The 20,002-nt window shown below is 59.1% G+C and carries 29 protein-coding genes; 12 read left to right on the top strand and 17 right to left on the bottom strand.

Going from position 1 to position 20,002, the window contains the following annotated elements; translation table 11 throughout:
• Positions 1 to 105: 105 nt before the first annotated feature.
• The 3 genes from trhA to Q2T52_RS05165 form a co-directional block, all read right to left on the bottom strand.
• Complete coding sequence (trhA, locus tag Q2T52_RS05175; protein WP_302075588.1) at positions 106 to 768, bottom strand: PAQR family membrane homeostasis protein TrhA; 663 nt, start codon at positions 766 to 768, stop codon at positions 106 to 108.
• Between the two features lie 101 nt (positions 769 to 869).
• Entirely contained in the window at positions 870 to 1,199 is a 330-nt protein-coding gene (locus Q2T52_RS05170) for a TraR/DksA family transcriptional regulator (RefSeq protein WP_302075587.1), read from the bottom strand.
• Positions 1,200 to 1,222: 23 nt separating this feature from the next.
• Positions 1,223 to 1,633, bottom strand: a complete 411-nt coding sequence (locus Q2T52_RS05165) for a universal stress protein (RefSeq protein WP_302075586.1) — start codon at positions 1,631 to 1,633, stop codon at positions 1,223 to 1,225.
• A 202-nt stretch (positions 1,634 to 1,835) separates the two neighbouring features.
• Here Q2T52_RS05165 and Q2T52_RS05160 point away from each other — a divergent pair, with 202 nt between their 5' ends.
• Positions 1,836 to 2,708, top strand: a complete 873-nt coding sequence (locus Q2T52_RS05160) for a VOC family protein (RefSeq protein ID WP_302075585.1) — start codon at positions 1,836 to 1,838, stop codon at positions 2,706 to 2,708.
• Between the two features lie 291 nt (positions 2,709 to 2,999).
• On the opposite strand, the gene Q2T52_RS05155 is transcribed toward Q2T52_RS05160, so the two are convergent.
• Complete coding sequence (locus tag Q2T52_RS05155; RefSeq protein WP_302075584.1) at positions 3,000 to 3,425, bottom strand: type II toxin-antitoxin system PemK/MazF family toxin; 426 nt, start codon at positions 3,423 to 3,425, stop codon at positions 3,000 to 3,002.
• Between the two features lie 185 nt (positions 3,426 to 3,610).
• On the opposite strand from Q2T52_RS05155, the gene Q2T52_RS05150 reads away from it, so the two are divergent.
• On the top strand, positions 3,611 to 4,774 hold the full coding sequence (locus Q2T52_RS05150) for an AI-2E family transporter (protein WP_302075583.1): 1,164 nt from the start codon (positions 3,611 to 3,613) through the stop codon (positions 4,772 to 4,774).
• 12 nt (positions 4,775 to 4,786) lie between these two features.
• On the opposite strand, the gene Q2T52_RS05145 is transcribed toward Q2T52_RS05150, so the two are convergent.
• The 3 genes from Q2T52_RS05145 to Q2T52_RS05140 form a co-directional block, all read right to left on the bottom strand.
• The gene (locus Q2T52_RS05145; protein ID WP_436799501.1) at positions 4,787 to 5,185 is read right to left on the bottom strand and encodes a DUF930 domain-containing protein; all 399 of its coding nucleotides are present in this window, start codon (positions 5,183 to 5,185) and stop codon (positions 4,787 to 4,789) included.
• 183 nt (positions 5,186 to 5,368) lie between these two features.
• Positions 5,369 to 5,563 carry a hypothetical protein gene (locus Q2T52_RS26930; protein WP_495677192.1) on the bottom strand — a complete coding sequence of 65 codons (195 nt, stop codon included), beginning with the start codon at positions 5,561 to 5,563 and terminating at the stop codon, positions 5,369 to 5,371.
• Positions 5,564 to 5,851: 288 nt separating this feature from the next.
• The gene (locus Q2T52_RS05140) at positions 5,852 to 6,244 is read right to left on the bottom strand and encodes a hypothetical protein (protein WP_302075582.1); all 393 of its coding nucleotides are present in this window, start codon (positions 6,242 to 6,244) and stop codon (positions 5,852 to 5,854) included.
• 138 nt (positions 6,245 to 6,382) lie between these two features.
• Between Q2T52_RS05140 and Q2T52_RS05135 the strand changes: the two genes are divergently transcribed.
• From Q2T52_RS05135 to Q2T52_RS05120, 4 genes are all read left to right on the top strand, one after another.
• The gene (locus Q2T52_RS05135; protein WP_302075581.1) at positions 6,383 to 8,488 is read left to right on the top strand and encodes a S9 family peptidase; all 2,106 of its coding nucleotides are present in this window, start codon (positions 6,383 to 6,385) and stop codon (positions 8,486 to 8,488) included.
• A gap of 221 nt (positions 8,489 to 8,709) precedes the next feature.
• Positions 8,710 to 8,985: a hypothetical protein gene (locus Q2T52_RS05130; protein ID WP_302075580.1), complete on the top strand. Its 276-nt coding sequence runs from the start codon at positions 8,710 to 8,712 to the stop codon at positions 8,983 to 8,985.
• A 111-nt stretch (positions 8,986 to 9,096) separates the two neighbouring features.
• Positions 9,097 to 9,630, top strand: coding sequence for a hypothetical protein (locus Q2T52_RS05125; RefSeq protein ID WP_302075579.1), 534 nt, complete (start codon positions 9,097 to 9,099; stop codon positions 9,628 to 9,630).
• Positions 9,631 to 9,718: 88 nt separating this feature from the next.
• Positions 9,719 to 10,135: a MerR family transcriptional regulator gene (locus tag Q2T52_RS05120; RefSeq protein WP_302075578.1), complete on the top strand. Its 417-nt coding sequence runs from the start codon at positions 9,719 to 9,721 to the stop codon at positions 10,133 to 10,135.
• Between the two features lie 6 nt (positions 10,136 to 10,141).
• Here the strand turns inward: Q2T52_RS05120 and Q2T52_RS05115 are convergent, their stop codons facing one another.
• The gene (locus Q2T52_RS05115; RefSeq protein WP_367187279.1) at positions 10,142 to 10,468 is read right to left on the bottom strand and encodes a type II toxin-antitoxin system RelE/ParE family toxin; all 327 of its coding nucleotides are present in this window, start codon (positions 10,466 to 10,468) and stop codon (positions 10,142 to 10,144) included.
• Entirely contained in the window at positions 10,465 to 10,743 is a 279-nt protein-coding gene (locus Q2T52_RS05110) for a hypothetical protein (protein WP_302075577.1), read from the bottom strand. The genes Q2T52_RS05115 and Q2T52_RS05110 overlap by 4 nt, the downstream gene beginning before the upstream one ends.
• A 175-nt stretch (positions 10,744 to 10,918) precedes the next feature.
• Here Q2T52_RS05110 and Q2T52_RS05105 point away from each other — a divergent pair, with 175 nt between their 5' ends.
• Both Q2T52_RS05105 and Q2T52_RS05100 read left to right on the top strand, forming a co-directional pair.
• On the top strand, positions 10,919 to 11,485 hold the full coding sequence (locus Q2T52_RS05105; protein ID WP_436799487.1) for a GNAT family N-acetyltransferase: 567 nt from the start codon (positions 10,919 to 10,921) through the stop codon (positions 11,483 to 11,485).
• Between the two features lie 24 nt (positions 11,486 to 11,509).
• Positions 11,510 to 12,076 carry a type 1 glutamine amidotransferase family protein gene (locus tag Q2T52_RS05100; RefSeq protein WP_302075575.1) on the top strand — a complete coding sequence of 189 codons (567 nt, stop codon included), beginning with the start codon at positions 11,510 to 11,512 and terminating at the stop codon, positions 12,074 to 12,076.
• Positions 12,077 to 12,172: 96 nt separating this feature from the next.
• Here the strand turns inward: Q2T52_RS05100 and Q2T52_RS05095 are convergent, their stop codons facing one another.
• From Q2T52_RS05095 to Q2T52_RS05085, 3 genes are read right to left on the bottom strand one after another with little or no spacing between them, the layout of a single operon-like run.
• Complete coding sequence (locus tag Q2T52_RS05095) at positions 12,173 to 12,991, bottom strand: DUF6683 family protein (protein WP_302075574.1); 819 nt, start codon at positions 12,989 to 12,991, stop codon at positions 12,173 to 12,175.
• Positions 12,985 to 13,332 (bottom strand): hypothetical protein, encoded by a 348-nt coding sequence (locus tag Q2T52_RS05090; protein WP_302075573.1) that lies wholly within the window; start codon positions 13,330 to 13,332, stop codon positions 12,985 to 12,987. The genes Q2T52_RS05095 and Q2T52_RS05090 overlap by 7 nt, the downstream gene beginning before the upstream one ends.
• An 8-nt stretch (positions 13,333 to 13,340) precedes the next feature.
• Entirely contained in the window at positions 13,341 to 13,499 is a 159-nt protein-coding gene (locus Q2T52_RS05085; protein ID WP_302075572.1) for a hypothetical protein, read from the bottom strand.
• Between the two features lie 83 nt (positions 13,500 to 13,582).
• Between Q2T52_RS05085 and Q2T52_RS05080 the strand changes: the two genes are divergently transcribed.
• Complete coding sequence (locus tag Q2T52_RS05080) at positions 13,583 to 14,647, top strand: hypothetical protein (protein WP_302075571.1); 1,065 nt, start codon at positions 13,583 to 13,585, stop codon at positions 14,645 to 14,647.
• On the opposite strand, the gene Q2T52_RS26805 is transcribed toward Q2T52_RS05080, so the two are convergent.
• From Q2T52_RS26805 to Q2T52_RS05065, 3 genes are all read right to left on the bottom strand, one after another.
• On the bottom strand, positions 14,644 to 14,949 hold the full coding sequence (locus tag Q2T52_RS26805; protein WP_367187278.1) for a DUF2190 family protein: 306 nt from the start codon (positions 14,947 to 14,949) through the stop codon (positions 14,644 to 14,646). The two genes, Q2T52_RS05080 and Q2T52_RS26805, sit on opposite strands and share 4 nt — an antisense overlap.
• Before the next feature lie 180 nt (positions 14,950 to 15,129).
• Complete coding sequence (locus Q2T52_RS05070; RefSeq protein ID WP_302075569.1) at positions 15,130 to 15,909, bottom strand: SDR family oxidoreductase; 780 nt, start codon at positions 15,907 to 15,909, stop codon at positions 15,130 to 15,132.
• Positions 15,909 to 16,229: a nuclear transport factor 2 family protein gene (locus tag Q2T52_RS05065; protein ID WP_302075568.1), complete on the bottom strand. Its 321-nt coding sequence runs from the start codon at positions 16,227 to 16,229 to the stop codon at positions 15,909 to 15,911. Before Q2T52_RS05065 ends, Q2T52_RS05070 begins: the two co-directional genes overlap by 1 nt.
• Positions 16,230 to 16,329: 100 nt before the next feature.
• On the opposite strand from Q2T52_RS05065, the gene Q2T52_RS05060 reads away from it, so the two are divergent.
• Positions 16,330 to 17,232, top strand: a complete 903-nt coding sequence (locus Q2T52_RS05060; protein ID WP_302075567.1) for a LysR family transcriptional regulator — start codon at positions 16,330 to 16,332, stop codon at positions 17,230 to 17,232.
• Positions 17,233 to 17,526: 294 nt separating this feature from the next.
• Positions 17,527 to 18,732: a TCR/Tet family MFS transporter gene (locus tag Q2T52_RS05055; protein ID WP_302075566.1), complete on the top strand. Its 1,206-nt coding sequence runs from the start codon at positions 17,527 to 17,529 to the stop codon at positions 18,730 to 18,732.
• A 28-nt stretch (positions 18,733 to 18,760) separates the two neighbouring features.
• On the opposite strand, the gene Q2T52_RS05050 is transcribed toward Q2T52_RS05055, so the two are convergent.
• On the bottom strand, positions 18,761 to 18,979 hold the full coding sequence (locus tag Q2T52_RS05050) for a helix-turn-helix domain-containing protein (RefSeq protein ID WP_302075565.1): 219 nt from the start codon (positions 18,977 to 18,979) through the stop codon (positions 18,761 to 18,763).
• Between the two features lie 5 nt (positions 18,980 to 18,984).
• On the bottom strand, positions 18,985 to 19,530 hold the full coding sequence (locus tag Q2T52_RS05045; protein ID WP_302075564.1) for a hypothetical protein: 546 nt from the start codon (positions 19,528 to 19,530) through the stop codon (positions 18,985 to 18,987).
• A gap of 114 nt (positions 19,531 to 19,644) precedes the next feature.
• Here Q2T52_RS05045 and Q2T52_RS05040 point away from each other — a divergent pair, with 114 nt between their 5' ends.
• Complete coding sequence (locus Q2T52_RS05040; protein WP_302075563.1) at positions 19,645 to 19,992, top strand: hypothetical protein; 348 nt, start codon at positions 19,645 to 19,647, stop codon at positions 19,990 to 19,992.
• Positions 19,993 to 20,002 lie beyond the last annotated feature (10 nt).

Here is a 20,002-nt window from a genome sequence, read left to right as displayed (position 1 = left end):
GGCTGGCATGGAAAGGCCTGTCATGTCGCGGGAATTCACCGAGACGAACCGCGGCGAAGCCTTCAGGTTCCGGCAGGGCTGGCCTTTTTCGAGGCTCTCAGCCAATCATGCCCCGCTCAGGCTGAAACAGGTCATCACGGCGGAATAATGTACGGCAGCGGCGGCAATGACGAAGGCATGCCAGATGGCATTCTGGAAGCGTAAGCGTTCCCAGACATGAAAGATGACGCCGAGCGAATAGATGATACCGCCGATGACGATGAGCAGAAGCGTGATGGCCGGCAGCCGCTCCGATAGCGGCGGCGCCACGATGACGCCGCTCCAGCCCATGCCGAGATAAAGCAGGATAGCCAGCCGATCATAACGACCGGGAAACAGGCATTTGAGCGCGATGCCGACAGCTGCAACGGTCCAGACGAAGATCAACATGGCAAACACCAGCGGATCATCCGAACCCTTTTCCAGAAACGGCGTATAGGTCGCGGCGATCAGCACGAAGATCGCCGAATGATCAAACCGCCGCAGGATCCACTTCGTCTTGGAATTCGGCCAAAGATTGTAGGTAAACGACGTGCCAAGGCAAAGCACCAGACCGATGCCATAGATCCAGGCCGCGGCCAGTTCTCCATGTGTCGACCAGAGCGTGGCGTAAAAGATCAGCGCGGTCACGCCGATCAACGCCAGAACGATCCCGATACCGTGCACGACCCCATCGGCGACGAGCTCGTGAAGGTCGTAATCGCGTCCGAATCGAAAGCGTTCAGTCATGCGGTCTCCGTCTGTTTGCACCGGCAGTGTGAAAGAGAAGACCGCAGGAGACAACCCGCGCATCAGGCACGGGCGATCAAAATTGGTTATGTGCTGTCATATCAGCCATCTGCCGCGCAGGCCTCGCAAAGCGCGGCATGGGGAATGGTCCGCAGGCGCTGCTGGCCGATGGGTGCTCCACAGCGGGCACAGATGCCAAATCTGCCATGCGCAATGCGATCCAGCGCCGCCTCGATGGCTGCAAGCTCCTTCTGGCCTGCATCCCCCAGACGATCGAGCACTTCGTCATTGTTGCGCTCCAATGCGCGGTCATCATCATTAGGGTTACGCGGCGCCTCGAAATCCGCCTCGATCTTTCGAAGGCGCTCTTCCAATTCTGCCTGTCGCGCCACCAGCAGCCGCGCAAACAGTGCCGTATCTTGCAAAGTCATCTTGTTGATCCTCCCAAATATCGTCATCGGTCGACCAGAACCGAGCATTTGGCGTGGCGAACCACGCGATCGGCCGTTGCGCCAATGAAGTAGTTGGACAGATCGGGCTTGTGGGATGCGATGATGATCAGATCGGCATTGTTCGCCTCGGCGGCGGTGAGAATTTCCCGGGCGGGAGAGCCGTTGCGGATTTCAATGCCGGCATTGACGCCCACACGATCCCTTAGCGCTCGCAGCCGCGTTTCACTGTCGGTCCGAGCCGTCATCATCAGGTCGTCGGGTATCTCGATGGTGAGATAGCCCGGCACTTCCTCGATGACATTGACGAGGGTAATGCGCCCGTCGGGCGAGGAAAGAGCAGAGGCTTTCAATAGGATGCTTTCCGCCCGGTCGATCTGGGCGACATCCACCGCGACGATGATCGAACTATACATGACCAACTCCATTGTTCGGTATGGAGGCAGTTTCTGATGGCGGGCGGTCGTTAACCTTGAGCGAGGTCAAATATGCGGGAACAATTTGGACGTGAACGATAAGCGCTGTTCGCTTTTATCGAACGATGTTTCGCTGCTTTGGGCTCTTTCGTGAACGAAAGAGAAGCGACATATTCTCCTTACTGCCAATGCTGGACTGATCATGACCGACACCACCGCCCCCAATGCTGCCTTTGCTCTGACCCGGCCTGCCCATGTGGGCACGGCGCATCTTGTCGTGACGGATCTGGATCGGGTCTCCCGCTACTATCAGCAGATGATCGGGCTTTCCGTTCTGGAATCGAGCCCGAGCGGCCATGTTTTGGGCGTCGAAGGTCAACCTTTGCTGACCTTGACGACGGGCGGCAACGTGGCGCGCGCACCGCGCAATGCGGCCGGTCTTTTCCACACCGCCTTCCTGGTGCCGAACCGGCAGGAGCTGGGGGCATGGCTGGCGCATGCCGTTCACAACAGCGTTCAGCTTCAGGGCGCCTCCGACCATCTCGTGAGTGAAGCGATCTATCTGGCCGACCCGGAGGGCAATGGCATCGAGATCTACCGCGACCGGCTGCACCGCGAGTGGACCTATTTTGCCGATGGCACCGTGGAAATGGCAACCGAGCCACTAAACCTGCAGGCCATTTATGATGAAGCACCGAAGACAGGTTGGGGCGGCATGGCGGCGGGGACTGCCATCGGCCACATCCACCTGCAAGTCGGAGCCATTCCGGAAGCCGATGCCTTTTATCGCGACGTGCTCGGGCTGAAGATCATGGCGCGCTATCCGGGCGCCAGCTTCTTTGCCACCGGCGGCTACCACCACCACATCGCCGCCAATATCTGGAACAGCCGTGGCGCCAGCGCCCGCCAGGCCAATATGAGCGGGCTTTCTGATTACAGCGTTAAGTTCAACGATCAGGCGGGTCTCGACAAGGCGCTGGCCAGCCTGGACAAGATGGAAATTCCGACGGAGCGCACCGCATCCGGCCACGCGCTGAAGGATCCTTGGGGTATTGGACTGACGCTGAGCGCTTGAATAGATGGAGCGACCCCTCAGTTGGCTGCCCAACGAGCAACGACCTCTCCGACGTCATGGTCGGGCTTGACCCGACCATCCATAAGCCATTGAAAGCATGGATCCTCGGGTCAAGCCCGAGGATGACGAAAATCAGCGGGGATACCTCCCTACAACGACGAAAGCCACCCTTTCGGGTGGCTCCGCTTATGACTCCCGTTACCGGGCGGCGAAGGTTTTGCAACCCCGCTAATGTTTGGAATATAGGCGCTAGCCAAGCACGTGTCAAACTCGTTGCCGCCAAGCCCATGGTTATAACATCGGCGATGCCAGACTTTTCAGCATCAATTCAAGCACCGCTGCGAGATCGTCGCGGTGCAGCTTCGGCACCTTACCCTTGATCTGAGACAGACGTGACGTTGCAACCGTCACAGGGTGGTCGCACAAGATCCAGGTTCTGGTCGCGCTGCCAAACAGCTTTTGAGTTTCTGCACTGGCTTCAAAGGCAAACGCGCCGTACGTATTGCGCTCTGAAGTCGAGAACGGCAGAACTGTTGCCTTTCCCCGAAGACTGTTCTGGCGGCTAACGATGACGACAGGTCGAATCTTCCACATTTCAGGGATGTGGATATGGCGCTCGTCGTGGAATGCGCACCAATAGAGATTGCCGACGCGCGGCGCCGCTTTAATCGTCACGGTGAACCGCTTCGGCCATTCGCGGTGCTGCATTTCCGTCATACGATATCCCGAGATAATGATGGCGGGAACAAATCTATACTCGCATAACTGGTAAATGCCACCATACGGTCTCCGGAAGCCGCCTGTTTCTCTCGATGTACGGAGCGCTCTCGGCATCACTCCACCAGCCGTGGAACCCCTTACTCTCCTGAACGTTGTGGCGGCGCGATAGGGGACCCGGGACCATGGCCACAATCAGTGCGAAACAGACGAGACAGAACGGCCGGCACAAGCGCCAAGTGATCGCGCATGAGGCCGCACGCCAGGACGAGGTGGCCGTCTACAACCAGGATGCGGAGTTTCTACCGCTGGGCCGCGATGCGCTGGAAGTGGCAAAAGCCTGGGCGGTGATCGGCATTTTTGCGATCATCGGCCTCGCCGTGGTGCATTATCTTTCGCTGATCCTGAAACCGGTCACGCTTGCCGTGGTCGTCGGCATGATCTTGGGGCTGGCGGCTGACAAGCTGGGGCGGCTCGGCGTGCCGCGCTTCGGCATCGCGCTCATTCTCTCGACGCTTGTCATGCTGGCGCTCTTCCTGCTGGTCAACGCGCTGATCGAACCGGTGTCGATGATGATCCAGGAAGGGCCAAAGGTGGTGGAGCAGACCTTCGATCGCATGACACCCTTTCTGGAGCGCCAGCATTGGCTGAACATTTCGCCCTCCGCGCTGCAGAAGGGGCCGATGTCGATGGATTCGCTGATGCAGAACAGCGGCAATATCCTCGGCATCGTCACCAGCAATGTAACGCCCGCCATCATTCAGACGCTGATTTTCTTCGGGGCGCTGCTGCTGTTTCTCTACGGGCGGCTGAAGCTCAGGCGCACCACGATTATGGCTTTCCCCACACGCCGGCAGCGGCTGATCACCATCCGCATCTTCAACGCCGTCGAGGAGGTACTGGGCTATTACTTCTCTACCGCCTGCCTGCTCTATATGGGGCTCGGTGTGGTCATGACCGGCATCGCCTTCTTCGGCGGGCTCTCAATGCCGATTCTCTGGGGTGTTTTCGCGTTTCTCTCAAGCTTCATCCCCTTCCTCGGCATCACCATGATGACGATTGCGGTCACGATTGGCGGTGTCCTGACGCACGATACGCTGCTGCTGGGGTTGCTGCCCGCCATCGTGTTCTTCACCGTTCACCTTGTCATGGAGAACCTGCTGTTTCCCGCCATCATGGGGCGTCAGTGGGAGATCAATCCCTTCATCGTGTTCATCGCGATCCTGTTCTGGACCTTCATGTGGGGCGCGGTGGGCGCGATGCTTGCCCTGCCGCTGTCCCTCATCATGATGACGATCTACGAGGAGCTTTTTCCGGAGCGGAAGCAGATACCGCAATTGCCGGGTTAACCCGGCCTGCGATCAGTCGTAGAGATAATATTCCTGCCACTTTTCGCGCGGCACCTTGGCCCCCACCTTGTAATCAAAGGACATCACCTTCAGGCCGTCCTCGGCGGTTTCGCACTTGTACTTCAGGCGATACCAATCTCCACCGCTGCGGAAGACAGCACCCGGCGCCTTGATCAGGTTGCCCTGCTCAATGGGATCGGAAAAGGTATAGGCAATCACCTTGTCAGGCCGAAAACCCTTCTCTTCCTTGGAGATACGGCTCATCGCCTCGATATCGCAACGCTGCTCGCGCCGCTCTTCCGGGGTGAGCGCATCCAGTTGGCGGGCCACTTTGCTATCGATGGCATGCGCTGCGATGGGAGCCGCCATGGACGAGCCCAAGGCCACCAACAACACAGCCGCCTGTTTCAATGATGTCATGCTATTTCCATCCAACTTACTCGGACGGGCGGAAACTAGGGGAGCTTTCCCGCTTTGACCACCCGCTGCGTCCCAAAATGTGACAATGTGATTAACCGCGAGGGGGAAATGGCCGGAAACCGGGGGAAGCGCCTGTGGATGGAAATAGAGGAGAACCGTCTCGATCTTATCCGCTCACCGATGGCATAGAGGTGCGGGCTGTTCCTCTTCAGTTCCCCAACTTGAAAGCCAAGCCTCGACCTCCTCCATCGTCGCGTGGAGCCCGGTTTCCTGGAATTCATCCCATGCCTGCGTTGTTTTCTGGCGAAACAGTGATCGATCTCTCAAGGGATCACGGAGCGCAGGTGAGATACGCAAAGCCGGGAACATCAGCGAGACGCAACCATTTCAGCAGCGTGTGCAGTCTCTTCAGTCCGGCGACTGTCCTCTTGCCGAGTTCTCTCCACAAGTATCTGCATCGCGACGCCTGATCGCCCAAGGCTGACGTTAAGCTTTTCAACATCTGGAACGCTTGGAAGATCCACATAAAGCACAGCATTATCCCATAGCTCTTCCACCACCCGCTTCGATGCCGGCATAGGGAGACCTCCCAACGTATGCAGAACGATGATTGCAGCGCCCGTGTCGACATCGTTTCTGTCGGAAGGTATTGTCAACCTAACGGCTGCGGGAGACCCTGAAAGGTCTGGGGATGTGGCCCGGATTGGCCCCAGTCGACCGAGAGCTTCCCTTAATGATGATTTCATCAAACCCACCCCTTTCCAGAGCGATGTTCATAACCTGTCGCAAATGAGCCCAGCCGAGAGCATTCCTTGTAAGGCCTGCGATATGCGCATCACTGAATATGAGCGTGCCCGGTTCAAAAAATTCAACATGACCCAAAACCTGTATATCACCAACCGGGGTAGAAATCGACAAGGTCAGAAAATCGCCCTCAGATAAGGTTGGATCAAAATAAACGTCGATGACAACATCCGCCTCAGTCCATCCCATAAATAAACTCTGAAGAATTGCGGCGCCGATATAGACAGTAGATGCTGAAATGATCACAATTTCCAGCTGAAGACGAGATTGAAATTCAACTACCGAAAATCCACGATACGTCCATCAAACCCACCGCCCCGCTTGCCCTTGACCCTTGCCCCGCTTATCTCTGGCTGACCAATCAGTCGATGCCGGAGTATTCCCTTGGCCCGTTCCAAAGCCGTTTTCCAGAACCTTCCCACACCGCCCAAGGCCGAAAAGAAGCCGCACAGCGATACGCATCACGGCATCACGCGTACCGACGAATATGCCTGGCTGCGCGCCGACAACTGGCAGGCGATGTTCAAGGATCCATCCATTCTGGACCCCGCGATCCGCACCCATCTGGAAGCGGAAAACACCCATATGGAAGCCGCCCTTGGCGACACGGCCGACCTGCAGAAAGCCCTGTTTTCCGAGATGAAGGGTCGCATCAAGGAGGATGACTCGTCCGTTCCCGTCAAGGAAGGCCCGTTTGCCTATGGCACGCTGTTCGTGACCGGCGGCGAACAACCGCATTACTTCCGCACGCCGCGCGATGGCGGCGAGAAGCAGGTCCTGCTCAATGGCGACAAGGAAGCGGAGGGCAAGGATTACTTCCGCCTGGCCGGTCTCGGCCAGTCCAGCGACCACAGCCATGGTATCTGGGGCTATGACGACAAGGGTTCGGAATATTTCACGCTGCGGGTGCGCAATCTGGCGACCGGCGAAGACTTGGAGGATGTGATCGAGAACACCGCCGGCGGCGGCGTCTGGGCGCCTGACGGCAGGAGCTTCTTCTACACGCTGCAGGACGAGAACCATCGTCCGTCCAAGGTCTTCCATCACATTATTGGGCAGCCGCAATCGGCCGACCGGCTGGTCTATGAGGAAACCGATCCGGGCTTCTTCATGGGTGTCGGCGGCTCGCTGCTGGATGATGTGATCTATATCGACATCCACGATCACGAGACCTCGGAATACCGCCTGCTCTCCACAAGCGACCTGACCGCCGAGCCTGTTCTGGTGGCAGAGCGTGAGGAAGGCGTGGAATATTCCATGACGGAAGGTGGCGAAATCTTCTACATCCTGACCAATGCCGATGGCGCCAAGGATTTCAAGATCGTCTCCGCACCCTTCAACGCGCCGGGCAAAGAGAACTGGACGGATGTGGTACCGCATGAGCCGGGCCGCCTGATCCTCTCCCACACCGCCTATGCCCGCCACCTCGTCTGGCTGGAGCGGCGCGAGGGCCTGCCGCGCATCGTGGTGCGCGATCGCAAGACGGGCGAAGAACATGCCATCGCCTTTGCGGAAGAAGCCTATTCGCTGGGTCTGCACGGTGCTGCCGAATACGACACCGATGTGATCCGGTTCTCCTATTCCTCCATGACGACGCCGAGCCAGCTGTTCGACTACAACATGGCGACCCGTGAGCGCGTTCTTTTGAAGACGCAGGAAGTGCCCTCCGGCCACAACCCGGATGACTATGTGACCCGCCGGGTGATGGCGCCCTCGCATGATGGCGAGCTGGTGCCGGTTTCCTTGCTCTACCACAAGAATACCAAGCTCGACGGTTCCGCCCCCTGCCTGCTCTACGGCTACGGCGCCTATGGCGTAACGATCCCCGCCTCGTTTTCCACCAACAACCTGTCGCTTGCCGATCGCGGCTTCGTCTATGCCATCGCGCATATCCGTGGTGGCAAGGACAAGGGCTTTGCCTGGTATGAAAACGGTAAGATGGAGCACAAGCAGAACACCTTCCGCGACTTCATCGCCGCCGCCGACCACCTGGTGAAAGAAGGTTTCACCTCCTACGACAACATCATTGCCGAAGGCGGTTCCGCCGGCGGCATGCTGATGGGGGCTGTCGCCAATCTGGCCCCGGAAAAGTTTGCCGGCATCATTGCCGCCGTGCCCTTTGTCGACGTGCTGACGACCATGCTGGACGACACGCTGCCGTTGACCCCGCCGGAATGGCCGGAATGGGGCAATCCGCTGGACTCGGAAGAGGAATACAAGTGGATCGCCGCCTACTCCCCTTATGATCATGTGGAGAACAAGCCCTATCCGCCGATCCTCGCCATTTCCGGCTTGACCGACCCACGCGTTACCTATTGGGAGCCGACCAAGTGGATCGCAAGGCTTCGCGACCGCGCCCCGGAGGCCGGCCCCTTCCTTTTGAAGACCAATATGGCGGCCGGCCATGGCGGCAAGTCCGGCCGCTTTCAGCGGCTGGAAGAAATCGCTTTCGAATACGCCTTTGCACTGAAAGTGGCGGGCAAGATGTAACCGCCGGCCATACCAGCTTGATTGAGAGGAAGCCTGCCAATTTGGCGGGCTTCTTTCGTTTTGCGGTTGGTCAAACCACTGGCGAAGCACAGCAATCACAACCGGCAAGTTCACGAATCTGTCAATAGGTCATGCCTTCGCAGACACGGGGCGCCGCAAGCCTCGCGCAAGCTTCATTGGTTAAGAAGGAGTTAATCAAACCAACCAATGGACAGACCGCCATGCAGATTCAGAGCGGACTGAACGGGTACGGTTACGCCCCGCGAACCTATAGCATCGATCGCAAGACCGAGGAACCCGTACAGCGAGAACCAGAGACGCGCAAGCGCTTCGATTCAGCGATTACGGGCAGCAGCACCCTGCTCTCGTCTTCACTGGCCAGCGCCTTGTGGGCAGTCGAAAGCAGCAGCGATGCCGCGACCCAGCCCGCCACGCCTTCCAGTCCGGCAAGCTCCGTCGTCGTCGAGCATGTCGAGACTGTCTATTCCGAGTTCTAGCCCCTTGCCGGCGGCAGCCGCCGGCACCGTTTCCTTGTTCCAAAGACGTCAGGCTCACGCAGGTTTTCATTGTGAAGCTTGAGGCACGATCCACCGGAGGCCGTGAGTCCCATGACAATCATCTCCAGTACCAGTGCTCATTCCGTCGCTTCGCTTTACCGCACGCGCCAGTCTGCCCCTTCATCGAAGAGCCTTGATCTCGAAGACAACGCAATGTCGAACGGCTCCCGCAGGTCGGTCTTCAGCCCCGACTGGGAAGAGGGCAATTCTTCGGCCAGCACAAGTTCGGCTGCATTGAAGCTTTCAAGCCAGCTTTGGGATCTGATGTCCGCACAGGACAACGCAGGCGGTGCAGAGAGTGAAAGTTCCGCGACCGGCAAGAATGGCGCATCACCCGATAGCTCGGCCGCCAGCGAATTCCAAAGCCTTTCGAACATGACGCTCGCCGAGCGCATTCGGGAAAAATATCTCGAGGACAACAAGCTGTCGGAAGATGATCTGAAGGCGATGGACGCCCAGGCACGCACCAGGATCGAGGAAGCCATCCGCCAGCAGGTTCAGGCCGCCCTCCACTTGCAGGGGACGAACGGCAGCGCCGGTGAGGCGACTGTTTCTGCCGCAAGCAGCGAGACCGAAGAGGCCTGAGGGACGCTCCATCTTACCCTTGAATTCAGACCGCCTATCCTCACATAATATCTCTAGACACTAGAGCTTTACGTGAGGAAGAGCGATCATGCTTTCGATTGGTGAAATGGCCAGACGCACCGGCGTGAAGGTGCCAACAATCCGCTATTACGAGCAGATGGGCCTGATCGAGGAAGCGGAACGCTCCGAAGGCAACCAGCGGCGCTATACCCGCCGCGATCTGGAACGGCTGACCTTCATCCGCCATGCGCGTGATCTCGGCTTCGAGATCGACATGATCCGCGAACTGATTGCCCTCAACCAGCACCCGGAAGCGCCTTGTGAAAATGCCGATCGCATTGCGGCCGTGCACCTCTCCGGCGTTCGCGAAAAAATCGAAAAGCTGAAGAAGCTCGAACATGAACTGGAGCGTATCGTCTCGCACTGCGACGGCGGCCACCGGATCGAGGACTGCTATGTGATCCGTGCTTTGTCCGACCACGGGCTGTGCGACCACGAGCATTGAGACTGGTCATTCCGGCTCCGGCACGTCTCGGTAAAGCGCCTCATAGTCCCGTCCGCCATAGAAGATATTGGTAATTTCAACCGCGTCGTGACGAATGACATAGGCGATCACGGCCTTGCGCTCGAATGGCACAGTGTAGAGATCCGGATGAAGATCCTCGCGCTTTCGCCCACCTTTCGGCGCAGCCCCAATCCGCAGACATCGCGCCATGATCCGTTCTACGAAACCGCGCGCTGTAACGCTGTTATGGCTGATTTCCAGCACGATCAGATAGATTTCCTGCAGATCGGAAAGCGCCGCAGCGCGATAGTTTACCGGCAGTCTCTGAATCATGAAGCAGGCCGGGTGTGACACTCCATGAATTGCGTCAGCTGTCGTTCCGCGTCATCGGCACTGACGGCCGGCTTCTCGTCCTCAAGCGACCGCCTGACACGCCGCCGGATCTCGTCCAGCCTGAGGGCCAGTTCGTCATCCCGCTCGCGCAGCAGATGCAACGCCGCCTCAATGACAGCGCCTTCCGAGACATATTCGCCCTTCTTAACGCGGTCGCGGACCAGATCCGCCGCTTCTTCAGAAATATCGAGATTGAGACGCCGGGTCGTTCCCATAGAGTATCCTCGCTTCCGCACTCATTCTATCATAGCGGCAACGCATGACCAGCCACATCGCCCCTTGACATCGCCATCATTCCAGCGCACAAACCTGTCCATGATGATCGTACGCGCACCCATTTCTGCCACGTATTTTTGGGCCTACCTGTAAAGGGCGGCTCGACAGATCACTTTGTCAACAAGCCGCCGTCAGGCGGCTTTGTTGTATCAAACGGCACCTGACGGCACCAAAGAACCAGAGGATGCCGCAATGACCGAAGACACCGAAATTACCCTTCCCCGCCCCTCCGTCGTGAATATCCGCGTCGCGAAACCGCGCGACCTGCCGGAACTGAACGAGATGATGTCGCTGCTGGCGGCCTTCCATGGCGATGCATCGGCCATGACGCCGGAAAAGCTGGAGCGCGACCTGTTCGGCCCTTTGCCCTGGATCCAGGCGCTTGTGGCCGATACCGGCGACGAGCTTATTGGTTACGCCATCCTCGTTCCGCTCTACAGGGCGCAGGAAGCCAAGCGCGGCATGGACCTGCACCACCTCTTCGTGCGCGACGGCCACCGCGGTCATGGCATCGGCCAGCATCTTGTCTCCCGTGCCCGCGATTGTGCCCGCGCACAAGGCTGCGACTACCTTTCCGTCAGCGCCGCGACCGGCAATTTCGCCGCCCATCGCTTCTACGAACAGATGGATTTCATTCCGCGCCCGGTGACCGGCATGCGCTTCCTGCAGCCTTTGGCGTGACCGGCCCAATCAGGAGGATAGCTCATGACACGGATCGCCATTACGCTTGCTGATGACTATGCGGATTGGGAATGCGCGCTGCTGATGGCGGTGGCACGCAGCTTTCTCGGCGTCGAGATCGTGACGGCATCGCCGGATGGTTCCCCCGTCACCTCCATGGGCGGGCTGAAGGTCACGCCGGATCTGAGCTTTGCGGCGCTTGATCCGGCTACCTTCGATGCTCTTGTCATTCCCGGCGGCATGAGCTGGGAAAAGGGCACGGCACCGGATCTGGCGCCGCTGGTAGAGGCCTTCCGCGCCAAGGGCAAGATCGTCGCGGGCATCTGCGCCGCCGCCAGCGCGCTAGCCGGCACCGGCATCCTCAACGACGTTTCCCATACCGGCAACAGCCTCGACTCTCACAAGGCCTACCCGGCCTATACAGGTGAGGCGCATTACCGCGACCAGCCGCAGGCTGTCTCCGATCACGACATCATCACCGCGCCCGGCACTTCGCCCTTTACCTTCACGGTGGAAATCCTGAAGGCGCTGGGTCTATGGACCGAGGAGGCGCAAATGGAGCTTGCGGGGTTCAGAGCGGAGCATGTGTGAGGCGGACGGGCGCGGCAGCACTGCCCGTCAGCCGCTGGTGCTGATCACGTTTTTTCCCTTTCAGAGGGCGGCTCTTCGGCAAAAGCGCCTGTGTTTCTACTTCGCAGGAACAAAGCCGTTCGCCGTCAGCGTCATACGCGACAGATCGACGTTCATCCCCTTCGCACCAAGCGCCACGGCTTTTGCCAGTTGTGGGAGCACAGCGGGATTGTCCTTGGCCTGCTCCATCGCGGTTTCAATCAGCAGGGCCTGGATAAGCAGCGCTTCGGCCATCTCCTGCTTGGCCGCGTCGCTCGCGCCCCGCAAACTGCCGGATTGCGCAAAGGCATGCGCGGCCTGATCCCGAACAGCTATGACCTTTTGCCGATCGACATCCTCGTTGATACCGCGGCTCGCCTGCCATGCATCGATCCACCACATGGCGTAGGCATCGGCGACATTGTCGATCCTGAGCCCCGCCTTGCCAAGCGGCGCACGCATGTCTTCGAGAATATCGCGCGCGCTGAACATCTGAGCGAGATTGTCCGCGTCAGCCGGACTGCTCATCCGGGTCTGCGCGACGAAATGCGCGATATTCTGGCGGCGGCGGGCAGGATCCGGGCGATAGTCAAGCGAGACTGTGTCGCTGGCCGACGGCTTTGATGGGAAGCGGTTGGCGTGATCCTGAAGGCTGATGTGCGGCCCTTCGTACAGCATCGGGCTGATCATCTGGTACTGCGCATGGGCCACGCCGGCAGAAAGCAGCATGACGAAAAATGACACTGTTTTCCGAAGCGACATAGACATCCCCTGATCCGCATCATCTGGCAGAAGATCAACGTTCCGGGATCTGTGACGCAGACTTCGGTTGTCAAGGTGTAGAGTTCCGCTGCTGGCGCCGAGCGGTGGAACATAGAGCGATGAGCCGATCAGCATCCGCATTTGGCGCAAGGACGGATTTCGGCCCGAAGCAGACATTTGATCGCTCGAATTCTGTGGGTCAGCGTTGCGCGACCCAGCACATACCGCACCTGCAGCGATAGAAGCTTCAGCCCGGTCTGCCGCTTCCAGCCTCCCGGCTCGGTCTTTTCGCACGAGTCAACGGCATTCCGTCCGCTCTCGCCAGCGGCGGCGGTCGGGATTGCCAGGAACAGGCCGTGCGAGGAGCGGATGACCACGTCACGGTCAAAGGCATCGACGATCTTTGGTGCCCGCGACGAGAAACAGGCTGCGGCTTCGGCGCTCTCGCCCACCTCGGGGAAGGTTTTCCCCGACATGCCCGCGACTACCGTTCACCGAGCCAGGCCGCGACGACATCTTCGCGGAGATCTTGTTTTAGACTATCAGTAGCGTCGCGCATCCCCGACGTGACAGCGCATTCGATATCTTTCTCGGTTTCGGCAAGCGCTTTCCCGAGATCGGGACGCTGGATGGTGAATCTCATTCGGCCTTCCCATCATTGTTCTCAAGTATTGACCGAACTGCTATAGCCTCGGTCACGGGCATAATTTGCGAGGGAGCGGTGCGTTGGTTTCACGAGAGGATGATAGATACGAAGAATTACTTCGTCGAATTGCCCGTGTAGAAATTCTTGCGAGTTTGGCATTCGTTGGTTCAGATGGGGTCGATGACGGGGAGACCCTCTACCTGTTAAGCCGATACTTTCGCGATCATAAAAGACGTGGCACAGCCTTCGAGAAGCAGCGCCGATTTTCTGACGACGAATTCGAGTTTCTATTGGATCGGATCGCGCGCAGGAGCCAACATCGTTGGGAGCGTTTAACGCGCGACTTTTCTCAGTTTCAAGGCAAGCAATCTGAACTCAACCAGGGCCTTGGAAAACAGATTGAGGACGTTCGCGGAAAGCTCAATGAGGTCATTTCGTCCGTCGAAAGTCTTGCTCAAAAGAACGCCGATCTCAGCGCCGGCACTCATGAATGGCTTGCGATTCAATCACTCGGAATTGACGCCGCAGCGGTGAAGATTTCTAGATTTGTCCCGCTTCGCGTTTATTTGTCTGACACTCCCGACCGAGCGGTTGAAGATGTCAGCGAAGCAATTAGCAAACTTCTTGAAGCTTTTGATTTCGAAATCAGCGATGATTTTCCGCCTATTCGGGGTTCTTGGTTCAAAAAGTGGTTTGCGAAAACTGTCGAAGTTGCCACGCAGCCAGAAGTTATTGAGCGCCTGGAAAAAATTGAGAGAGCTGTGGAACTCAAGGGATTGGGACAGCCTCAGGCAGATATCGACAAGAAGCAATCTGAGGCGGTAGCTCGGCTGCTCAAGGCGGTGGAGAACATCCCGAACGCGGCGATCCAAGCTGGATCAATCCTGTTGGTGAAAATAACATCCAAATCTGGTCCGGTGATACAAGTGAGGACGTTGACGCAGCGCGAATTGATACACCTCGAAAACAACCAAAAAATCTTATCGTCACCCGCCGATCTCTTGGAGAAGCTTTCGGAACTTTGCCAAGCCTCCGATAGATTGAAGAATCTGGATAGCAATGAAGGGCCATCTACAAAGAAAATTTCGTCGCACCGGGAGGCGCAGAAGAAGAGGGCGTTGGTAGACCCGTCTCAGGGTATCTAGACCCTCACTGCCTCACATGCCAACACCAGCCCTCGGTGATCGTTGCCGCCTGCGAGCGCCGCCGCCGCGACGCCGATCTTGGTGAGTTCGAACACGCCGGTGAGATCAAGCGCGAAATCGGTGGCGAGCGCGGCCTCGTTGGTGGCTGCGCCGAAGAGTTGGCCGACTTTCGCGCCCTTGCCGGACGTGAGGGCATAGGGTCCGGAGTGAAGACGTTTTGACTTTAGCAGATAAAGTGGACCTACTGCGGGGCATCGAACGAATGCTGCGTAGCCATTTCGGCCATGTTGCGAGCCAAACAACGTGAGCTAGGAACGTCTCCTGATGGCGCCCCTATGTCCCCTGCTACCTCCATCGTTCCCCTGCCCTCCCTCCAAAAGCTTGAGGGCATCCTTCGCCCCGATCAGCAATCGCCGTTGCGAAAAGCGACTGCTGACCGTGTTCGATGGCGCGAGGTTCAAAGCGTCGCACCGGTCACGGTCTCAAACGGTCGGCACGGTGCCGCCATCGATGATGTATTCGACGCCGGTAATCGTTGCGGCTCGGTCCGATGCCAGAAAGGCGATCAGGTTGGCGACCTCTTCCGGACTGGACGGTCTGCCGATCGGAATGCCGCCGAGCGCATCCATGATCAGCGTCTTGCCACCTTCGAGATCCGTGCCTGCCGCCTTTGCCAGCCTATCCGCCAGCTGCACCGAGGCATCCGTCAAAATCCAGCCGGGCGAAACACGAAGCACACGGACACCCTTAGGCGAGACCTCCTTCGAGAGGCTCTTGCTATAGGTGGAGAGCGCCGCCTTGGCTGCCGCATAGGCCGTCGTGGCCTCGGGCAGCGGCAGCAGCCGCTGAATGGACGACACATGGATGACGACGCCGCTGCCCTGCGCCACCATGCCGGGCACGAGCAGCCGATCGAGGCGGACGGCCGGAAACAGGTTCAGATCCAGCTCCTTTCGCCATTCGTCATCGATGAGGGCCTGAAAGCCGCCGCCGGGCGCCGATGATCCACCCAGCATGTGGACGATGACATCAACCCCGCCCAGCCGCTCGCGGACGGCACCCGCTACGGCTTCGCATCCCTCCTCAGTTGTCAGATCGGCGGAGATGAATGCACTGTCTGAGATCTCGTTCGGCCGGGCGCGGGCCGTGGTGATCACCTCAGCGCCCAGTTGGCGGAACAAATCCACGGTTGCGGCACCAGTCCCCTTGGTTCCGGCGGTGACCAGCACGCGTTTGCCGTTCAATTGGATGAAGTTTTCCATCAGCCGATCTCCAGTGCCGTGATCTTTTCGCCGTCGAGGCGGAAGCGGTAGGTGAGAACGATGGGGCTGCCGGGAAACTGCCCCGTCACCTTGGCGCGAACAATGTGTGCGCCATCCGTTTGGCTACCCTCCAACGGCTCCGTGCTGTGCCTGTATTTCTCCTTCGCGGCCGTCCACCAGGCCGTGATCGCCGCAATGCCATCGTGGCGCATGTGTTCGTCCGAGACGACGGCGTGCGGGGTGAACAGGGGCAGCAAGGCGTTAGGTCCTTGGGCGTGGTCTGCGGCGAAGTAGGCCTCAATGCTCTCGGGCAAGGTCATCATCATCTCCATCTGTTGAGCCGGTGGAGACAAGATAGGGCTTTGCATCATCAGCCATAACCGGGATAATGCGGGATGAAGAGATGAGGAAAACGGGACAATGGAAAGAGCCAGCCTGCACGAACTGAACGCGGTGATGGCCATTGCGCGGCGGGGAACCTTTCGCGCGGCGGCCATTGACATGGGCATGTCGACGACAGCTCTCAGCCATATGGTGGCGCGGCTGGAAAGCCATCTGGGCGTCCGGCTTTTCAACCGGACGACGCGCAGCGTGTCCTTGACGGATGCAGGACGGCTTTTCATGGAAGAGGTCGGCCCCGCGCTTCAGGGCATGGAGACGGCGCTTGAGGCCGTGCGCTCAAGGCGTGACGAGCCGAGCGGCATGATCCGCATCAATGCGGCCCCTTTTGCCGCCCGGCAGATCATATCGCCGCTGGTGACGCGCTTTCTTCGCCGTTACCCGGATGTGCAGGTCGATCTGGTGACGGATGCGCGGCTGGTGGATATCGTGGCCGAAGGTTTCGATATCGGCGTGCGGGTCGCAACGCTGGTGCCCAGTGACATGATTGCCGTTCCGCTCGGTCTGCCGCAGCGTTATGCCATTGTCGCCGCGCCCGATTATCTGGAACGGTACGGCAGACCGAATGCGCCGCCGGATCTTCTTCATCACCGCTGCATCCGCGTCCGCCTGCCGGATGGCTCCCTCTTCCGCTGGCGCTTCGAAAAGGGAGCCGAAACCGTGCAACTGGATGTGCCGGGCAGCCTCACCCTGGACGAGACGAGCGTGGCACGCACTGCCGTGCTGGAAGCGATCGGCATCGGCTGCTTCATGGAAGAAAGCGTGCTCGACGATCTCGCGACGAACAAGCTTGTCCGCCTGATGGAAGACTGGACGCCGCCCATCGCCAGCCTTTGCCTCTATTATCCCGGACGCCGCAACCAATCTGCCGCGATGAAAGCCTTTTTGGGCATGGCCCGCGAGGGGACGACACGCAAGGAGTGACACAGCCGTCGCAAAAGGCAGGGTCTCGGTCCCATACTTGACGGCGTCCTCAACCCGAATTACCACTCAGCCATCGCGAAAAGCGACCGCTTACCTTGATCCGCCGATGGCGAGAGGAAGCAGGTGGACGAATTACCGTCCATGCGGTCAAGCACACGTCGGGCCACGTTTTTCGTGGCGCGGCCAGCGACTCCCTGAAACCTCTGCCCGTTTGATCGGGCTTGAATGGACGTCCGCAACGCGCGCATCATCGTGTCGTCTGCCGGCGCCTGGAGCCGTCGCATGACCCAATCTATGACCAGATCTCTCCCCCTTATTCTGATGACCGTCGTGCTCGATGCCATCGGCATCGGGCTGATTTTCCCGATCCTGCCCTCGCTTCTGCATGATGTGACCCATGCAAGCGATGTCACCGCATATATCGGTATCCTGATGGCCCTTTATGCGGCCATGCAATTCCTCTTTTCGCCTTTGCTCGGCGCGCTCGGCGATAGGCTTGGCCGTCGCCCCATCCTGTTGATGTCGCTTGCCGGCGCGATGATCAACTATCTCTTCCTCGCCTATGCCTCCAGCCTGTGGCTGCTGCTGCTCGGCCGGGCGCTGGCCGGTCTCACCAGCGCCAATACCTCCGTTGCCGCCGCCTACATCACCGACATCTCGCCCGAGGAGACGCGAGCAAAGCATTTCGGCCTGCTGAACGCCATGTTCGGCATGGGCTTCATCGCAGGCCCTGTGCTGGGCGGGCTGCTGGGCGACCACTGGGTGAGACTGCCCTTCATTGCCGCCGCTGCGCTGACCGGCCTGAATTTCATCCTCTGCTTTTTCGCCCTGCCGGAAACCAGAGCGCCCGACCGGGACAAGATCGATCTGGCCACATTCAACCCGCTCCGGCCTCTCCGCTGGGCATTGGGCATGAAGGATCTCCTGCCGCTCATCCTCATCTTCTTCCTGTTCAGTGGCCTCGACGAAGCCTATGGCACCTGCTGGGCGCTGTGGGGAAGCGACACATTTCAATGGAACGGCTTTTGGATCGGCCTGTCGCTCGGCGCCTATGGGGTGTGCCAGACGCTTGCCCAGGCGTTTCTGGCCGGGCCTGCCGCCAAGTTGCTCGGCGAACGCAAGGCGATCCTCACGGGCATTGCCTGCGCCTGTGCAGCGCTTGGCGTGTTCGCCTTTGCGACACAAGGCTGGATGGTGTTCGCCGCCATGCCCGTCCTGGCGCTCGGCGGCATCGGCATCCCCGCCCTGCAATCGCTCGCCACACGGAAGGTCGGCGAGGCCGAGCAAGGCCAGTTCCAGGGGGTTCTGCAATCGGCCGTCGCGCTCGCCTCCATCGGCGCACCACTTGCCTTTGCAAGCCTCTATCTCTCCCTGCGGATGGTCTGGCCCGGCGCGATCTGGCTGACCGTCATCGCGCTCTATGGGATGGGCGCGCAGCTGGTGCTGCGCGTGGGGTTCGACGCGAAGGATGAATCACGGATTTCGAGCCGAAATCGGTGACCACCTAAATCGCTCATGGCCTGAGAAGCTACTCCGAGCTGGAAGTCGGCTCGAATTCCAGGATGTCGCCCGGCTGGCAATCCAGGTATCGGCAGATGGCGTCGAGGGTATCGAAGCGGATGCCCTTGACCTTTCCCTGTCTGAGAAGGCTGAGATTGGCTTCGGTGATGCCGATGAACTCGGCCAGTTCCTTCGATTTCACATTCCGCCGCGCCAACATCACGGCAAGGTTTACTTTAATCGGCATCGCTATCAAACGAACTGGCTGTTTTCTTCGGCAAGCTGAGCGGCTTTTTGCATGGCCCAGGCCAGTGCTGCAACCACGCCAGCAAACAAGGCGAGGATCATCACCTCCGAACTGATCTCGATGACGATCCGCTTCGGCCCTGCCTCCCAACTCAGCGCCAGCATCAACAGCATGGATGCAACTGGCTTCGCCACCGCGCTGAGCACCGCGCCAAGCGCGAAGTCACGCAAGCCGGCGATCCCTTCAACGTCGAAGGGACGGCCGGCTGAAAATCGTTTCAGGCAGACCCGCAGTCGCAAAAGGCCCCAGCTGAGCGGCAACAGGTGCAATAGCGCCGTCAGGATAGCGACGACGCGCATGAGGTATTTCCCGGCCAAAGGCGCGCCGTCGAACAGCCAGTAGCCGATCGCAAGTCCAGGAAGCAATACCGCCAAGCAGGCTGCTATACTTGCCAATGCGCCGAACGCTGTACGCGCCCGAGACGACAGCACCAAAGTTCCACTCACGGAGTGGAGATCATGCGAAACAGCTGAGGCCATGGCGTTCTTCACGGTCAATTCTCCCGTCCAAGTCGCGCCTCTTATACATCATAATTATTGTTTGACAATAATTTGATTCGACCTGATAGCTATGAATTGTTGTTTTACGATAACGGAGTTCAATCCATGAACATGAAATGCGCAATGCTGATGACACTGTCATGCCTTGGTTGCACCGCACCGGCAAAGGCAGCGCCCACAACCTCTGCCGGAGAAATCTCGGTCGCTCAGGTGGTCGAGTTGATCCAGCGCTCGTCTTCAGAGACTGCCGCGCGCAATGCGGCAATGGCCTATCTGGCCGGCGTTGGGGAGGCCACGGGCCTGCTGGTCAAAAAAACCTGCGCGCGGCCGCTCGGCATTTCCAGCGAGGCCGCCCTTGCTGCATTTGCGCATACGGAAAAGAGCCGCTGGGGGCAGATGGCGGCAACGCCCATCCTCGTCAATGATATGCTGAGCCGCGCTAGCTGCCGCTAGCGCATTTCCG

The sequence above is a fragment of the Rhizobium oryzicola genome, from assembly GCF_030504645.1.
Taxonomy (GTDB): Bacteria; Pseudomonadota; Alphaproteobacteria; order Rhizobiales; family Rhizobiaceae; genus Neorhizobium; species Neorhizobium oryzicola.
Note: the sequence above shows the minus strand (reverse complement) of the source record. Positions and strands in the feature narration are given on the sequence as shown.